This window comes from Stenotrophomonas sp. ZAC14D2_NAIMI4_6 (genome assembly GCF_003086875.1).
Taxonomy (GTDB): domain Bacteria; phylum Pseudomonadota; class Gammaproteobacteria; order Xanthomonadales; family Xanthomonadaceae; genus Stenotrophomonas.
Map to the genome: position 1 here is coordinate 2,884,397 of NZ_CP025996.1, position 13,893 is coordinate 2,898,289.

Genomic DNA, 13,893 nt, shown 5'->3' on the forward strand with positions numbered 1-13,893 from the left:
ACAACTGCCCAACCGCCGCGTGCAGGCGCCTACGGCTCAGGCCTGCACGCACTCGCGCACCGCGAAGGGGTGTCCGCAGGCACTGCATTCGGAATGACCGAAGGCCAGTTCCAGCAGCTGCCCGGCGCGGATATCGCCATCGCCGCGCACCTGCTGCATCAGCCACTCCTCGGCCACGCCGACCGGTTCACCGGGCAGCAGCGCAGACGTCGCCGACGGGGCACCGAATACCGGATCCTCATGGCAGACATACGGGGCTTCAACATCCAGCGTGCAGTACAGGTCGGCCGAGCAAGCCACGCACTCTCCCACGATCTCGCCCTCGGCAAGCCGGTCCAGGTGCTGCGACCAGGCTTTTTCACCACTCAGCCCCAGCCACGCCTGGCGCAGCCAGCCACGCGGGCCATGCCCATCCTCGGACAGCGGCACTGCCTCCCGGCCACTGCCCTGCAGGCGCTTGAGCACCTTGCTGCGCAGCGCCTGGATGACATCGCCGTGCGGCGCCAGGCCCGGGTCGCCCACGTCCGAGCCGGCGACGATCGCACCGGCCAGCAGCAGCGCATCATCACCGTCGCTGCGCCCGGTCTGCCGCGCGATTGACAGCAGCACCGGCAGCGCGGCGTGGCTGGCAGGGTAGACCGTGCCTTGGTGGCATAGATGCGACCAGATGTCGTTCCAGTCCTGCTGGTGCTGCGGGTCCATCAGCGCGGCCAGCAGTGCCCCCGCTTCAGAGGCGTCGCCATAGGCACACTGCAGCGTGCCCCAATCGATGGCATGAACGTCGGCGGTCCTCGGCATGTCCTTCCCTGGTCGATGTGGTACGCGGCCCAGCATGCCCCATCGTCGGGCCGATTGGACAGCGCGCTTGTAGCTGCAACCTACGCGCGGCCACAATCGGCACGTCCACCGACGCACAAGGAAGCGCCATGAATCGCCCCGCCCTGTTGGCCTCACTGCTGGTCCCACTGGTGCTGGCGACCGGCTGCGCCCATCGCCTGGCTGCCGCGCCGCCGCCGGTGCCCGGCTACATCGGCAACTACGAAGCTGTGCGTGCCGCGCAGGACGATCCAGCGCGCGGCATTTCTGGCACCTTCGCCATGAGCGTGCAGGCCGTCGGCAGCGACGATGGCCGCATCTACCTCAACAGCGAACGCGACTACCGGCACCCGCTGAACATCACCCTCAGCATGGATGCCGCGCTGCGCCCCGCACTGGAAGAAGCGCTGGGCCTGAAGCTGGACTACCTGCAGAACCGCCGCCTGCTGGTGGGCGGCACCGCGCGCCGGGTCCGCATCGACTTCATCAATGCCAACGGCCAGCCCAGCGGCAAGTACTACTACCAGACGCAGATCAGCGTCAGCGATCCACGACAGGTGCGTTTCGCACCGTGAGTACGCATGGCAGCGCACTTCGGGCGCTTGATTTCGACGCCGCCGACGGCAGCATCGGCCTGGGTGAGCTGCCGCTGAGGATCGGGCCGACGCTCACGCTGGCACAGGCATGCGCGGGTTTTGCCGCGCTGCTGCAGCATAGCCGCGACCTCGGCAACGGCTACCAGTGGCTGCACCTGCACGCCCTTCAGCTGCAGGGCGTGCCGGCGGCAATCGCCCTGTGCTTCCACGGGCAGGCGCTGTCGATGCTGTCCATCGGCGTGCAGCTGCCCGGCGCGCCGATGGAAGACGGCTGGCCCACCCAGGCCGCCATCGATGCCGAAGTCGCGTTCATGCGCCGCGCCTTGGCCAAAGCACTGGGACGCCCGCTCAACGCCGGTCGCGCACGTTTCGACTGGGGCGAGGCCTGGGCGGTGTTCGACCCGAAGGGCTTCATGGCCAGCAGTGGGTTGTCCTACCGCTAGTGCACCGCCCTGCCCGGCCGAATCGCCTTGGCAGGCTCAATCAAGCTTCACCACCCGCTTGCCGAAGCTGCGCCCCTGCAGCAGGCGGAAGCCCGCATCCCCCGCCCACCGGCGGCCTGCATTCCGCCGCGCACGCAGGATCAAGCACTTGCGCGCGCGCAGACGGCAATGTGAAGGTTTTTTGCCAAAACGCTTGCCGAATGCGGTCTACCTCCGTAACATGCGCGTCCTCGGCAGCGACCTCGCTGCAACGAAACAAGTGGCCGAGTAGCTCAGTTGGTAGAGCAGGGGATTGAAAATCCCCGTGTCGGCGGTTCGATTCCGTCCTCGGCCACCACTTTCGAAGGCCTGCAGAAATGCAGGTCTTTTTTTTCCAGATACAGGGCCGAGTAGCTCAGTTGGTAGAGCAGGGGATTGAAAATCCCCGTGTCGGCGGTTCGATTCCGTCCTCGGCCACCATGTATGAAGACCTGCAGAAATGCAGGTCTTTTTTTTGCCCGCGCGCGGTTGACGAAACATTTACACCGCCGTGCATCGCGCCGCCTACGCTCAGGGTTCCCTGCCGGAGCCCGCCGATGCACCTGCGCCCCGCCCTGCTTGCCTGCCTGCTGCTTATTACTACGCCCGCTGCCCTTGCGGCCGAACCGGTGCGCGCGGTCGATGCGCTGGATATCGATCGCTATGCCGGCCAGTGGCACGAAATCGCCCACCTGCCGGTGTCGTTCCAGAAGAAGTGCGTGGCCGACATCACCGCCACCTACGGCTTGCGCCAGGACGGGCGCATCAGCGTGCGCAACCGCTGCCGCACCGGCGAAGGCGACTACCTGCAGGCCGATGGCATTGCACGCCCGGTGGCCGGCCAGCCCGGGCAACTGGAAGTGCGTTTCGCCCCGGACTGGTTGAGCTGGGTGCCGCTGGTCTGGGCCGATTACTGGGTGATCGCCCTGGACCCGGAGTATCAGTGGGCCGTGGTCGGTGAACCGGACCGCAAGTACCTGTGGATCCTGTCGCGCGAACCGCGCATGGACCGCGCCCTGTTCCAGCAGTTGAAGGCGCGGGCCGAGCAGATGGGCTATGACCTGGCGCCGCTGCGGATGATGGCGCCCCTGGTTGAGACCGCATCGCCCTGAGCGTGGCGGTGACCGCAGCGCGCCATCTTCACACGCTACCCTTGTGAAGGTCGCCAGCGGCGATCCATTCAACCATACGCCGTAGTATGCTTACTCCACGCACTGCTCTCCAGAGGACCTGCGCCCATGCTCCACCGCTTCCGTATCGCCTTGATCATCCTGTGCACCCTGGCCCTGGCTGCTTGCAGCGATGGCATCGTCAAGCGTGTTTCGGAACCGGCGGCCAGCCTGCAGCAGTTGACCGTGCGCGCCGACGGCGGCTGGACCGTGGCCCTGCGCCTGCAGAACTTCAGCTCCATGCCCATGACCTTCGATGACGTGGCCCTGGCCCTGACCGTCGGCGACACCGAGGCGGGCACCCTGCAGGCCCGCCCCGCCATTTCCATCGGCGGGGTGTCGGCCGATGTGGTCAACCTTGAATTCACCCCCAGCGCCGCCGCGCGCCTGGTGGTGGCCGACGCGCTGGCCGGCAACCGCACCCTGGCCTACAGCCTGAAGGGCACGGTCGCGGCCACGCCCGAAGACAAGAAGCAGCGCAGTTTCGATATTTCCGGCCGCAGCACCCTGAACCAGGCGCCCGGCCTGCCCGGCGTGCTGCGCTGAGTCCTTCCCTGCCGCGGCGCCCGTCGCCGCTCCCCGTTCCCTGATCGAGACGTACCCGATGAGCAGCTATACCGCACCGCTTTCCGACCTCCGTTTCGCCCTGCACGACGTGCTCAAGGTGGAACCGCTGTTCGCCCGCCTGGGCTTCACCGACGCCACCGCCGACGTGGTCGATGCCGTGCTGGAAGAAGCCGGCCGTTTCAGTGCCAGCGTGCTGGCGCCGCTGAACAGCGTGGGCGATGAAATCGGCTGCGTGCTCGACCAGGCCAGCGGCGAAGTGACCACCCCGCCCGGCTTCAAGCAGGCTTACGACCAGTTCGTGGACGGCGGCTGGACCGGCCTGACCGCATCGCCGGAACTGGGCGGCCAGGGCCTGCCGCACACCCTGGGCGTGCCGCTGAATGAAATGATCAACGCCGCCAACCTGGCCTGGGGCAACTTCCCGCTGCTCTCGCATGGCGCCATCGAAGCGCTGAAGCAGCACGGCGAAGCGTGGCAGCACGACGCCTTCCTGAAGCCGCTGATCGAAGGCCGCTGGACCGGCACCATGTGCCTGACCGAACCGCACTGCGGCACCGACCTGGGCCTGCTGAAGACCAAGGCCGAGCCGAACGCCGACGGCAGCTATGCGATCACCGGCACCAAGATCTTCATCACCGCCGGCGAACATGACTTGACCGAAAACATCGTGCATCTGGTGCTGGCCAAGCTGCCCGACGCACCGGCCGGCGCCAAGGGCATCTCGCTGTTCGTCACCCCCAAGTTCAAGGTCGACCGCGACGGCAATGTCGGCGAGCGCAACGCACTGCGCTGCGGCTCGATCGAGCACAAGATGGGCATCAAGGGTTCGGTCACCTGCGTGATGAACTTCGATGGTGCACAGGGCTACCTGGTCGGCCAACCGCACAAGGGCCTGCAGGCCATGTTCACCATGATGAACACTGCGCGCCTGGGCGTTGGCCTGCAGGGCATCGGCCTGTCCGAGCGCGCCTACCAGAACGCGCTGAAGTACAGCCGCGAGCGCCTGCAGTCGCGCGCCCTGAGCGGGCCGAAATTCCCGGAAAAGGCCGCCGATCCGATCCTGGTGCACCCGGACGTGCGGCGCATGCTGCTGACCATCAAGTCGCTGGTGGAAGGCAGCCGCCTGCTGGCCCTGCATGCAGCCACCCTGATCGACGTGGCACACAGCGCCGACGATGCGGCCGAGCGCGAGCGCGCCGACACCCTGGTCAGCTTCCTCACCCCGATCTCGAAGGCCTGCCAGACCGAATGGGGCATCGAGAACACCTACAACGCGCTGCAGTGCTTCGGTGGCCACGGCTACATCCGCGAACACGGCATGGAGCAGCTGGCGCGCGACGCCCGCATCACCACGCTGTATGAAGGCACCACCGGCATCCAGGCGCTGGACCTGATCGGCCGCAAGACCGCCTCCAGCCAGGGCGCCGGCCTGAAGCTGATGCTGGCCGAGATCGAAGCCTTCGCCAAGGAACACGAAGGCAACGAGGCCCTGGCCGAGTTCATCGGCCCGCTGCGCGCCAAGGCCGCCGAATGGGGCAAGCTGACGATGGACGTACTGCAGCGCGCGGCCGGCAACCCGGACGAACTGGGCGCGGCCAGCTACGACTACCTGTTCTATTCCGGCTACGTGGTGCTGGCCTACTGGTGGGCACGCAGCGTGGCCGCCGCCGATGCCAGCGCACACGGCGCCGCCTTTGCCCAGGGCAAGCGTGAGACCGCGCGCTTCTACTTCGCCCGCGTGCTGCCGCGCACCCTCAGCCACGCCGCCGCCATCCAGGCCGGCGCCGCCCCGCTGATGGCCATGGACGACGAACGCTTCGGCGCCTGAGCCCTTGGGGTCAGAGCCCTTTCCTGCGGAAAGGGATCCGACCCCCACCCGGCAGCCCCCGACCCTCTGTCTGGAGAAAAGCCCCCTTTTGTTAAAGGGGGCGCGCCGACAGGCGCGGGGAATAGGAGGAATGCGCGGACCTGGATGTTGACAATTTGTGTAACGCCCAACGGGCGATACACAAATTGTCAACATTCAGGTATAAGCTGTTTTCCCGATGGAGACAGACACTACACGCTTGGGTCTGATCGAAACCGGAGCCTCGTTTTCTGCTCCGGGCGCCGAAGCATCGCCCAACGCAGGTACCCTGCACCGCCCCGGAACGGTCCGGCTGCTGTCCCTGGACGCCCACGGCCGTGTACTGGACTGGATCACCTGGCAGGACGCAGCCTGTCTCTACGCCCGCGACGCCGTGGCCTGGACCCTGGGCGATCCCTGCCTGCATATCCACGGTGGCACCAACCGGCTCAGCGGCACGCAGAGCGGCATGGACCTGCACCCGATCATCGCCGCACGTGGCCACGCCCGTTCGCGCGCCATCGACCCCACGCCGAACCTGACCAACCCGGCCCTGTTCGCCCGCGACGCACACCTGTGCCTGTACTGCGGCCAGCAGTTCAACCGTCCCACGCTTACCCGCGACCACGTCATTCCGCTGTCCAAGGGCGGCCTGGACTGCTGGGAAAACGTAGTCACCGCCTGCTTCCACTGCAATTCGCGCAAGAGCGACCGCACCCCGCAACAGGCCGGCATGCCCTTGCTGGCAGTACCGTACCGGCCCAGCTGGATCGAGCACCTGATCCTGTCCAACCGCAACATCCTGGCCGACCAGATGGCCTTCCTGAAAGCACAGTTGCCCAAGCGTTCCAAGCTCAGCACCTGAACACCGCCACCGGCAGCCGTCACTGTCCTGTCACGGATAGCGGCGTTTGCTTGCCCCACCCCCGATTGAGGGCGAAAATGGCCGTTCAGAACAAGTGCGAACACGATGATCGACTCTGCCCGCTATCCCCGCCTCGCGCGCATCCGCACCCCGGATGACCTGCGCACGTTCGACGAATCCGAGATGCGCGCGGTCGCCGATGAACTGCGCGCCTACCTGATCGAATCGGTGGGCAAGAGCGGTGGCCATTTCGCCGCCGGCCTGGGCGTGATCGAACTCACCGTGGCGCTGCATTACCTGTACAAGACCCCGCACGACCAGCTGGTCTGGGACGTGGGCCACCAGACCTACCCGCACAAGATCCTCACCGGCCGCCGCGACGAGATCCACACCGTCAAGCAGAAGGACGGCGTCGCGCCGTTCCCCAAGCGCGAGGAAAGCGAGTACGACACCTTCGGGGTCGGCCATTCGTCCACCTCCATTTCCGCGGCGCTGGGCATGGCCATCGCGCGCCAGGCCGCCGGCGATGAACGCCAGGTGGTGGCGGTGATCGGCGATGGCGCCATGACCGCCGGCATGGCCTTCGAAGCGCTGATGCACGCCGGTGGCATGGACCCCGAACCGAACCTGCTGGTGATCCTCAACGACAACAACATGTCGATTTCCGAGGCTGTCGGCGGGCTGACCAAGATGCTCGGCCGCGCCACCGGCAGCCGCACGCTGAACGCACTGCGCGAAGGCGGCAAGAAGATCCTGGGCGACAAGAAGAACAATCCCGCGCGCTTCGTCAAGCGCTGGGAAGAACACTGGAAGGGCATGTTCGTGCCCTCCACGATGTTCGAGGAAATGGGCTTCCACTACACCGGCCCGATCGACGGCCACGACATGCCGGCCCTGCTGTCCACGCTGAAGACGCTGCGCGCCTCCAAGGGGCCGAAGCTGCTGCACGTGATGACCACCAAGGGCAAGGGCTACGAGCCCGCCGAAGGCGACCAGATCGGCTATCACGCCGTGGGGCCGTTCGATCCGGACAAGGGCCTGGTGGCCAAGGCCGGCGCCAAGAAGCCCACCTACACCGATGTGTTCAGCGACTGGCTTTGTGATGCGGCCGCCGCCGAGCCGCGCCTGTACGGCATCACCCCGGCCATGCGCGAGGGCTCGGGCCTGGTGCGCTTCAGCAAGGAATACCCGCAGCGCTACTTCGACGTGGCCATCGCCGAGCAGCACGCGGTCACCCTGGCCGCTGGCATGGCCACCCAGGGCGGCAAGCCGGTCGTGGCGATCTATTCCACGTTCCTGCAGCGCGCCTACGACCAGCTGGTGCACGACGTGGCCATCCAGGACCTGGACGTGCTGTTCGCCGTCGACCGCGCCGGCGTGGTCGGCCCGGACGGTGCCACCCATGCCGGCAACCTGGACCTGAGCTTCCTGCGCTGCGTGCCGAACATGGTGGTGATGGCCCCGTCTGACGAGGCCGAATGCCGGCAGATGCTCAGCACCGGCCTGCAGCACCCGGGCCCGGCCGCGGTGCGCTACCCGCGCGGCAGCGGCACCGGCGTTGCCGCCGGCACCGATCTGTCCACCTTGCCGATCGGCAAGGGCGAGCTGCGCGTGCAGGGCAGCCGTATCGCCCTGCTCGCCTTCGGCAGCACGGTTCCGGCCGCCGAGCAGGTGGGCCGCGAACTGGGCCTGAGCGTGGTCAACATGCGCTTCATCAAGCCGCTGGACCGCGAGCTGGTGCTGGCCATGGCCGCCCAGCACGAGGGCCTGGTGACCATCGAAGACAATGTCGTGGCCGGCGGCGCTGGCTCGGCCGTGGGCGAGCTGCTGAATGCAGAAGACGTGCTGCGCCCGATCCTGCACCTGGGCCTGCCCGATGCCTTCCAGCACCATGCCAGCCGCGAAGACCTGCTGGCCGAGGCCGGGATCGACGCGGCCGGCATTCGCGCGGCGGTACTCAAGCGCTGGCCGCAGTTGGCCAATGGCGCGGCGCCGTTGAGCGCGGCCAGCTGAGTAGATCCACGCCATGCGTGGATAAAGGGTCGGATTCCTTTCCGCAGGAAAGGGCTCTGACCCCCACCTCGACGCCCCGGTAGACCGACGCCATGCGTGGATGGCCGCCCTCAGCCGTAGCTGATCGCCTCGACAAATGCGCCGCTGGCTTCCACGCGCACGGCGGCGCGCTGGCCGGTGTCGGTGAAATGCAGGCGGGCCAGGGTTTCGGCGAAATCAAAGGCGCGTACGCCATCGCGGAACCCGATTGGTTCGGGCCTGTCCGGGTGCAGCACGCGCCACTGGCGCTGCTCGCATTGCAGTCGGATCAACATGCGTTGCTCACTCCTTGGAACAGCGTATGAAACCGCGACGGAGGCGGGCCCTTCCTGGGCCGGGCAGCGACGCGGACCGGGGCGTCCATGACGCCCCGGTTGCCGACAATACGATGAAAAAACTGTGATCGCTATCAGATTTTTCTGATTCGCTCGCGAGCCGGCACGCGCGTCAGTTCACCTGGAACTGCGCCCGGCAGCCATCGCTCACCCAGACCCCGCGACGGTCCCAGCCCCAGCTGCGGCCTTCAATGCAGGCACTGCGCGATTCCTGCCGCACCAGGCGTACGCCGCGGCGCACCCGCGCATCGCAGTACTGCTGGCGATGATCGTTGGAATGGCAGGCAATCACCTGGCCGCCGCCGTTACCACTGCCCCAGCCATGGCCGCCGCCCCATCCACCGCGGGATTCACCGACGAACTCGGCACGGCAGCCGCGGGTCACCCACACGCCCGACCGCGACTGGCCCCAGGTATCACCTTCCACGCAGGGCGAGCCGGACAGCTGGCGGATCAAGCGCGCCCGCCCGTCCAGACGGCATTCGTTGCTGCGCCCCTTCACCGACTCGCAGCGCACGATGCCACTGCTGCCGCGATCGTCGTAACGCTCGTCGTAGCCATAGCGCTGGGCCTGCGCCGTGCCGGCCAGCGCCAGCAGGGGCAGCAGAGCGCCCAGCGTCCAACCACGCAGTTCCTTGCCCATCCACCTTTCTCCACCTGAATACGATGGAGCCAAGCATCGGGGATTCGGCCCGGCGCGCACAGAGGGGGAAGCGGCAGCGGTTCCTGATGCGTTCAAACAACCGAACGCGACCTGACCGCCCGCTGGCCCGCTCAGTGCCCGAAGCGCAGGGCATCCACGGCATTGCCCAGCGCGGCCACCCGGACCGTGCTGCTCTGCCCGGTCCGGTGGTGGTGCTCGCTGGCGTGGGCGGCGGCCGTGTCGAAGGCGACCGCGCCGCTGTCGAAGGCCTGCACTTCCTGCGAGCGGGGATCGATGAACAACCAGCGCTGGGCGTGGCATTGGACGGTGATGACCATCTCGAGCTCCTGCAGTTGGAAAATCCAGGTCGGAGAAGCCCGACCGATGCTATGGGGGATACGGTAGCCAGCGGTTCCGGGGACGCCTATCAGATTTGTCCGAAAAATCCGTACGCAAAGCGCGGGACGGCGGCCTCGTCACATCCCTGAGGACGTTTAGTGAAGAAAATTCGTGACCCTTGTCACGAAGTCGCAGTCGTTTCACACTATCCTCACCAACGGGGGCCCCTTCCACATGCGCACCTTGCTTTCCACCCAGCGTTCCACGCTGCTGAAGTTCTATTTCGTTGCCTGCTACGTCGTGCTGATTGAAGAAGTGCTGCGCGCTTCGTTGACGTAAGCGCTTGCCGATTGGCTTGAAAGCGCCCGAAAATGACGCTTTCAAGCCAAGGGCCATCACCATGCGTCTCGCCTTGCTGATGCCAGCGCTATGCGCGCTGCTGGTGGCCTGTGCGCCGCCATCGACCACCCCGGCCGAGGGCGCCGCGTCGCCGCCGGCGCCCGCGCAGGTAGGTGGCGATCGCGACGAACACGGTTGCATCGGCTCGGCCGGCTACCAGTGGTGCGCGCGCAGCCAGCGCTGCGAACGGCCCTGGGAACTGGCCCAGGCACAGGGTCTGGCCAATACGGCCGAGGCCATCGGTGCCTGGTGTGCCGCGCCGCCGCGCCCGGCCCGCCCCTGACAGCAGACCCCCACGAGATTCCCGATGACCGAGTTGTCCCCCCTGCCCGCCTTGGCCCCGGGCCGCTACCGCCACTTCAAGGGCGGCCTGTACCAGGTCGTGGAAATCGTGCGCAGCAGCGAAACCCTGGAACCGTTGGTGCTGTACCGCGCGTTGTACGGCGAAGGCGGGCTGTGGGTGCGGCCCTACCCGATGTTCGTCGAGCAGGTGCCCGGCGCCGACGGCCCGCAGCCGCGCTTCGCCCGCATCGGCGACTGATCGCCCCGACCTCACGCGCTGCGCACGGGCGCGCCGCGCATGCTGCGGGCGACTTCCTGCCGGATCGCCCTGCCCATGCGCCGCCTCCTGATTCCGTGCCTGTGGCTGCTGGCCACGCCGGCCCTGGCCGACGAACTGCCGGCCTTTGATCGTCCCGGCCTCGGCTTCGGCACCGATACGGTGCCGCGCGGCGCGCTGGCACTGGAAGTCGGCCTGCCCACCTGGCAACGCGACCGTGACCGCGACGGCGTGCGCACCCGCTCGCTGGCGGGCGACGTACTGTTGCGCACCGGGCTTTCAGAGCAACTGGAACTGCAGGTGTCGACCACCCCATGGCAGCGCCAGAGCGTGCGCAGCGCAGACCTGCCGACCCAGCGCCAGCACGGCAGCGGCGATACCCAGCTCGCGCTGAAGTGGGCCGGCCCAGGCAGCACCGAGCGCACCGCGTGGGCGTTGTTGGCCAGTGCCGTGGTGGCGCGTGGCGATGCCGATTTCAGCGAGGGGCGCCAGTACGCGCTCGCGCTCAGCGTGGAACAGGCGCTGGGCGAGCGCTGGAGCGCCGCACTGTATGCCAGCCACCAGCGCGGCGACGGCCAGCGCAGCACGACGTGGTCACCCAGCCTGTCGCTGGCGGCCAGCGAGCGCCTGAGCCTGTTCGTCGAAGCCGGCATGACCCACAGCCGCGGCGCGCCGGACCAGCGCGTGGCCGGTGCGGGGATCACCTGGATGCTGCGACCGCGTGTGCAGCTGGACGCCTCCTTCGACGCCGGCCTGGATGCCGACAGCCCGGACCTGCAGGTGGGCACCGGTCTGGCGATCTACTTCGACTGACGCGCACAGCGGCGCGGCAACGCCGCGCGGTATCATGCATACCGTCCAGTCGGTTTCTTCCGTATGTCCGCCCCTTCTCCCCGTATCCGCCGCAACGCGCCGGACAGCGTGCGCCAGGCGCTGCTGCTGTGCACCGCCCGCCTGATCGCCCAGCACAGCTTGGCTGCGCTGACCGTGCAGGACGTGGCCGATGCGGCGGGTGTCAGCAAGGGCGCGCTGTTCCACCACTTCGCCAACAAGCAGGCCTTGATCGACGCTGCCCTGGCCGCACTCACCGACGATTTCGAAGTGCACGTGCGATTCCTCCTCGAGCAGGATGAGGTCGCCTACGGCCGCTTCAGCCGCGCCTATGTGCGCGCCTGCTTCGACCACCTGCTGCAGCAGGAACAGGCCAACGATATCGGCCTGAGCCTGGCCCATCTGCTTGAACCAGCCCTGCTGGCGCACTGGCGTGGATGGATGCGGCGCCTGTTGGCCGAGTTCCCCGCCGAGGCGTGCGACGCACGTCTGTACGCCGCACGCTGCGTGGCCGATGGCTACTGGGCCACGGCCTACGGGCAACCGCTCGGCGAGGAAGAGCGCCGCAACGCCCTGGCCATGGCGCAGGAAGCACTGAAGCTGTGCCGCTCGCCGTCGGAGACCGTGCCCGCGGCAGCCTAGGCGACCTTCTTGGCCACCTTCATGCCCAGCACGAACAGGATGACGGCGATGATGATGCCGGCCCAGAACAGGAACTTGGCAATGCCCACGGCAGCGCCGGCGATGCCGCCAAAGCCCAGCACGCCGGCGATCAGGCCGATGATGGCGAAAATGATGGCCCACTTGATCATGTCAAACCTTTCCCCTGCGGGGCGTTCATTGGTGTGATCAGGCTAGGCAAACGCCGATGCCAGGTACGTGAACAGGCCGCACCTGCAGCGTGAAATCGCGTTCTCTCAGCGCGGCCGGAAACGCAGCAGGGCCACGGCGAACGCCAGGAACACCGTGCCTACCAGGCGCTCGAACCAGCGCTGCGCGAACGGCTTGGCCAGCCAGCGCCGCAAACCATGGCCACCGGCGGCGTACATCACATACCAGAACAGTTCGCAGCCGGCGAAAGTGGCCACCAGCACCGCGTACTGCATGCCCTGCGCACGTGCCGGATCGATGAACTGCGGCAGGAATGCTGCGGCGAACAGCAGCAGCTTGGGATTGCTCAGGCCCACCAGCAGGCCGCCGCGGAACACCGCGGCGTGGCCGTGCACGGGCGCCGGCAGCGGTGCGTCGCCGGTGCTTTCGGCATTCACGTGCCGGCTGTCACGCCAGGCCTTGATGCCCAGCCAGGCCAGGTAGGCCACGCCCAGGTAACGCAGCACGTCGAACACCAGCGGCGATGAGCGCAGCACCGCACTCAGACCCGCTGCCGACGCAGCCAGCACCAGCAGCATGGCCAACAGGCAACCGGCCATGGCCGGCACGCTGCGGCGGAAGCCCAGCCCGACACTGCGGCCGAGGATATGCAGCATGTTCGGTCCGGGGGTGCCACACAGCACGAACACGGTGGCCAGGAACCACCACCAGGTTTGCAGGGCCATTGCTGTTCTCGACGCGGGAAGCCCACCAGCTTAAGGGTTGGCGACGCGCGGCAGTACGTACAGCCCGGAGCCTGATCGACGGTTACAGAAGGCAGCCGACATGCGAGGGCCGGTCTGTGCTGCAATGCGGCTTCCAGCACGGAGACACGCATGAAGACCTTGGGCCTGATTGGCGGCATGAGCTGGGAAAGCTCGGCGCAGTACTACCGCCTCATCAACGAGGATGTCCGCCAGCGGCTGGGCGGCGCGCACTCGGCACAGCTGCTGCTGTGGTCGGTGGATTTTGCCCGCATCAAACAGCTGCAGCACGACGGCGACTGGGACGCGCTGGGCGCAGAGATGATCGATGCCGCCCGCCGGCTGCAGGCAGGGGGCGCCGACCTGCTGGTGGTCTGCACCAACACCATGCACAAGCTGGCCCCACAACTGGAAGCGGCCTGCCCGCTGCCGCTGCTGCATATCGCCGATCCGACCGCCAACGCCATCCTACGCGCCGACCTGCGCACGGTCGGCCTGCTCGGCACCGCCTTCACCATGGAAGAAGACTTCTACCGCAAGCGCCTGAGCGAGCGCTTCGGGCTGCAGGTACTGGTGCCTGACGCCGACGACCGCCGCGACGTGCACGACATCATCTACCGCGAGCTGATTGCCGGCGTGGTGAGTGAAGCCTCGCGGCAGCGCTATGTGGACGTGATCGCACGCCTGGTGGCGCGCGGCGCCGAAGCCATCATCCTGGGATGCACCGAGATCATGTTGCTGGTACGGGAACAGGACAGCCCGGTACCGCTGTTCGATACCACCACCCTGCACGCCCGAGCCGCGGTGGACGCCGCGCTGGCCGACGCTTTGTAGCGTCGAG

General features: G+C 67.4%; 18 protein-coding genes and 2 tRNA genes. 14 read left to right on the plus strand and 6 right to left on the minus strand.

The genetic code is table 11. The annotated features are described in order from the left end of the window. Positions 1-36: 36 nt before the first annotated feature. Positions 37-798, minus strand: a complete 762-nt coding sequence (locus C1933_RS13355) for a hypothetical protein (RefSeq protein WP_108753661.1) — start codon at positions 796-798, stop codon at positions 37-39. A gap of 128 nt (positions 799-926) precedes the next feature. Between C1933_RS13355 and C1933_RS13360 the strand changes: the two genes are divergently transcribed. From C1933_RS13360 to dxs, 9 genes are all read left to right on the plus strand, one after another. Next, positions 927-1,391 (plus strand): hypothetical protein, encoded by a 465-nt coding sequence (locus C1933_RS13360; protein ID WP_108753662.1) that lies wholly within the window; start codon positions 927-929, stop codon positions 1,389-1,391. Next, positions 1,388-1,855 (plus strand): hypothetical protein, encoded by a 468-nt coding sequence (locus C1933_RS13365; RefSeq protein WP_108753663.1) that lies wholly within the window; start codon positions 1,388-1,390, stop codon positions 1,853-1,855. The genes C1933_RS13360 and C1933_RS13365 overlap by 4 nt, the downstream gene beginning before the upstream one ends. A gap of 261 nt (positions 1,856-2,116) precedes the next feature. Next, positions 2,117-2,192 (plus strand) — tRNA-Phe (locus tag C1933_RS13370). Positions 2,193-2,238: 46 nt separating this feature from the next. Then, positions 2,239-2,314, plus strand: a tRNA-Phe gene (locus C1933_RS13375). 116 nt (positions 2,315-2,430) lie between these two features. Continuing rightward, the gene (locus C1933_RS13380; protein WP_159094001.1) at positions 2,431-2,985 is read left to right on the plus strand and encodes a lipocalin family protein; all 555 of its coding nucleotides are present in this window, start codon (positions 2,431-2,433) and stop codon (positions 2,983-2,985) included. A 126-nt stretch (positions 2,986-3,111) separates the two neighbouring features. Continuing rightward, positions 3,112-3,588 carry an LEA type 2 family protein gene (locus C1933_RS13385; RefSeq protein WP_108753665.1) on the plus strand — a complete coding sequence of 159 codons (477 nt, stop codon included), beginning with the start codon at positions 3,112-3,114 and terminating at the stop codon, positions 3,586-3,588. Between the two features lie 58 nt (positions 3,589-3,646). After that, positions 3,647-5,437, plus strand: a complete 1,791-nt coding sequence (locus C1933_RS13390; RefSeq protein ID WP_108753666.1) for an acyl-CoA dehydrogenase C-terminal domain-containing protein — start codon at positions 3,647-3,649, stop codon at positions 5,435-5,437. A 217-nt stretch (positions 5,438-5,654) separates the two neighbouring features. Then, positions 5,655-6,320 (plus strand): HNH endonuclease, encoded by a 666-nt coding sequence (locus C1933_RS13395; RefSeq protein WP_108750181.1) that lies wholly within the window; start codon positions 5,655-5,657, stop codon positions 6,318-6,320. 105 nt (positions 6,321-6,425) lie between these two features. After that, the gene (gene dxs, locus C1933_RS13400; protein ID WP_108753667.1) at positions 6,426-8,333 is read left to right on the plus strand and encodes a 1-deoxy-D-xylulose-5-phosphate synthase; all 1,908 of its coding nucleotides are present in this window, start codon (positions 6,426-6,428) and stop codon (positions 8,331-8,333) included. A gap of 110 nt (positions 8,334-8,443) precedes the next feature. Here the strand turns inward: dxs and C1933_RS13405 are convergent, their stop codons facing one another. From C1933_RS13405 to C1933_RS13415, 3 genes are all read right to left on the minus strand, one after another. Beyond that, positions 8,444-8,647 (minus strand): hypothetical protein, encoded by a 204-nt coding sequence (locus C1933_RS13405; RefSeq protein WP_108750183.1) that lies wholly within the window; start codon positions 8,645-8,647, stop codon positions 8,444-8,446. 172 nt (positions 8,648-8,819) lie between these two features. Beyond that, positions 8,820-9,350: a DUF3011 domain-containing protein gene (locus tag C1933_RS13410; RefSeq protein ID WP_108753668.1), complete on the minus strand. Its 531-nt coding sequence runs from the start codon at positions 9,348-9,350 to the stop codon at positions 8,820-8,822. A 131-nt stretch (positions 9,351-9,481) separates the two neighbouring features. After that, positions 9,482-9,688, minus strand: coding sequence for a hypothetical protein (locus tag C1933_RS13415; RefSeq protein WP_108753669.1), 207 nt, complete (start codon positions 9,686-9,688; stop codon positions 9,482-9,484). 401 nt (positions 9,689-10,089) lie between these two features. On the opposite strand from C1933_RS13415, the gene C1933_RS13420 reads away from it, so the two are divergent. The 4 genes from C1933_RS13420 (at position 10,090) to C1933_RS13435 (ending at position 12,120) form a co-directional block, all read left to right on the plus strand. Then, positions 10,090-10,371, plus strand: a complete 282-nt coding sequence (locus C1933_RS13420; protein WP_108753670.1) for a hypothetical protein — start codon at positions 10,090-10,092, stop codon at positions 10,369-10,371. A gap of 24 nt (positions 10,372-10,395) precedes the next feature. Continuing rightward, complete coding sequence (locus C1933_RS13425) at positions 10,396-10,629, plus strand: DUF1653 domain-containing protein (RefSeq protein WP_108753671.1); 234 nt, start codon at positions 10,396-10,398, stop codon at positions 10,627-10,629. 75 nt (positions 10,630-10,704) lie between these two features. Beyond that, on the plus strand, positions 10,705-11,460 hold the full coding sequence (locus tag C1933_RS13430) for a transporter (protein WP_108753672.1): 756 nt from the start codon (positions 10,705-10,707) through the stop codon (positions 11,458-11,460). A 63-nt stretch (positions 11,461-11,523) separates the two neighbouring features. After that, a complete protein-coding gene (locus C1933_RS13435) occupies positions 11,524-12,120 on the plus strand; it encodes a TetR/AcrR family transcriptional regulator (protein ID WP_108753673.1) in 597 nt (198 codons plus the stop codon). Here the strand turns inward: C1933_RS13435 and C1933_RS13440 are convergent. Together C1933_RS13440 and C1933_RS13445 are read right to left on the minus strand one after the other, a co-directional pair. Continuing rightward, positions 12,117-12,290: a DUF1328 domain-containing protein gene (locus tag C1933_RS13440; RefSeq protein ID WP_108750190.1), complete on the minus strand. Its 174-nt coding sequence runs from the start codon at positions 12,288-12,290 to the stop codon at positions 12,117-12,119. The two genes, C1933_RS13435 and C1933_RS13440, sit on opposite strands and share 4 nt — an antisense overlap. A gap of 105 nt (positions 12,291-12,395) precedes the next feature. After that, positions 12,396-13,034 (minus strand): LysE family translocator, encoded by a 639-nt coding sequence (locus tag C1933_RS13445; protein ID WP_108753674.1) that lies wholly within the window; start codon positions 13,032-13,034, stop codon positions 12,396-12,398. Positions 13,035-13,184: 150 nt separating this feature from the next. On the opposite strand from C1933_RS13445, the gene C1933_RS13450 reads away from it, so the two are divergent. Continuing rightward, positions 13,185-13,886: an aspartate/glutamate racemase family protein gene (locus tag C1933_RS13450; RefSeq protein ID WP_108753675.1), complete on the plus strand. Its 702-nt coding sequence runs from the start codon at positions 13,185-13,187 to the stop codon at positions 13,884-13,886. Positions 13,887-13,893 lie beyond the last annotated feature (7 nt).

Excerpts from the sequence above, each read along its gene's own strand:
- C1933_RS13380 (WP_159094001.1), top strand. The coding sequence starts at position 2,431 with ATGCACCTGCGCCCCGCCCTGCTTGCCTGCCTGCTGCTTATTACTACG.
- C1933_RS13360 (WP_108753662.1), top strand. The coding sequence starts at position 927 with ATGAATCGCCCCGCCCTGTTGGCCTCACTGCTGGTCCCACTGGTGCTG.
- C1933_RS13405 (WP_108750183.1), bottom strand. The coding sequence starts at position 8,647 with ATGTTGATCCGACTGCAATGCGAGCAGCGCCAGTGGCGCGTGCTGCAC.
- C1933_RS13410 (WP_108753668.1), bottom strand. The coding sequence starts at position 9,350 with ATGGGCAAGGAACTGCGTGGTTGGACGCTGGGCGCTCTGCTGCCCCTG.
- C1933_RS13435 (WP_108753673.1), top strand. The coding sequence starts at position 11,524 with ATGTCCGCCCCTTCTCCCCGTATCCGCCGCAACGCGCCGGACAGCGTG.
- C1933_RS13430 (WP_108753672.1), top strand. The coding sequence starts at position 10,705 with ATGCGCCGCCTCCTGATTCCGTGCCTGTGGCTGCTGGCCACGCCGGCC.
- C1933_RS13440 (WP_108750190.1), bottom strand. The coding sequence starts at position 12,290 with ATGATCAAGTGGGCCATCATTTTCGCCATCATCGGCCTGATCGCCGGC.
- C1933_RS13425 (WP_108753671.1), top strand. The coding sequence starts at position 10,396 with ATGACCGAGTTGTCCCCCCTGCCCGCCTTGGCCCCGGGCCGCTACCGC.
- C1933_RS13395 (WP_108750181.1), top strand. The coding sequence starts at position 5,655 with ATGGAGACAGACACTACACGCTTGGGTCTGATCGAAACCGGAGCCTCG.
- C1933_RS13390 (WP_108753666.1), top strand. The coding sequence starts at position 3,647 with ATGAGCAGCTATACCGCACCGCTTTCCGACCTCCGTTTCGCCCTGCAC.
- C1933_RS13355 (WP_108753661.1), bottom strand. The coding sequence starts at position 798 with ATGCCGAGGACCGCCGACGTTCATGCCATCGATTGGGGCACGCTGCAG.
- C1933_RS13385 (WP_108753665.1), top strand. The coding sequence starts at position 3,112 with ATGCTCCACCGCTTCCGTATCGCCTTGATCATCCTGTGCACCCTGGCC.
- C1933_RS13420 (WP_108753670.1), top strand. The coding sequence starts at position 10,090 with ATGCGTCTCGCCTTGCTGATGCCAGCGCTATGCGCGCTGCTGGTGGCC.
- dxs (WP_108753667.1), top strand. The coding sequence starts at position 6,426 with ATGATCGACTCTGCCCGCTATCCCCGCCTCGCGCGCATCCGCACCCCG.
- C1933_RS13450 (WP_108753675.1), top strand. The coding sequence starts at position 13,185 with ATGAAGACCTTGGGCCTGATTGGCGGCATGAGCTGGGAAAGCTCGGCG.
- C1933_RS13415 (WP_108753669.1), bottom strand. The coding sequence starts at position 9,688 with ATGGTCATCACCGTCCAATGCCACGCCCAGCGCTGGTTGTTCATCGAT.
- C1933_RS13445 (WP_108753674.1), bottom strand. The coding sequence starts at position 13,034 with ATGGCCCTGCAAACCTGGTGGTGGTTCCTGGCCACCGTGTTCGTGCTG.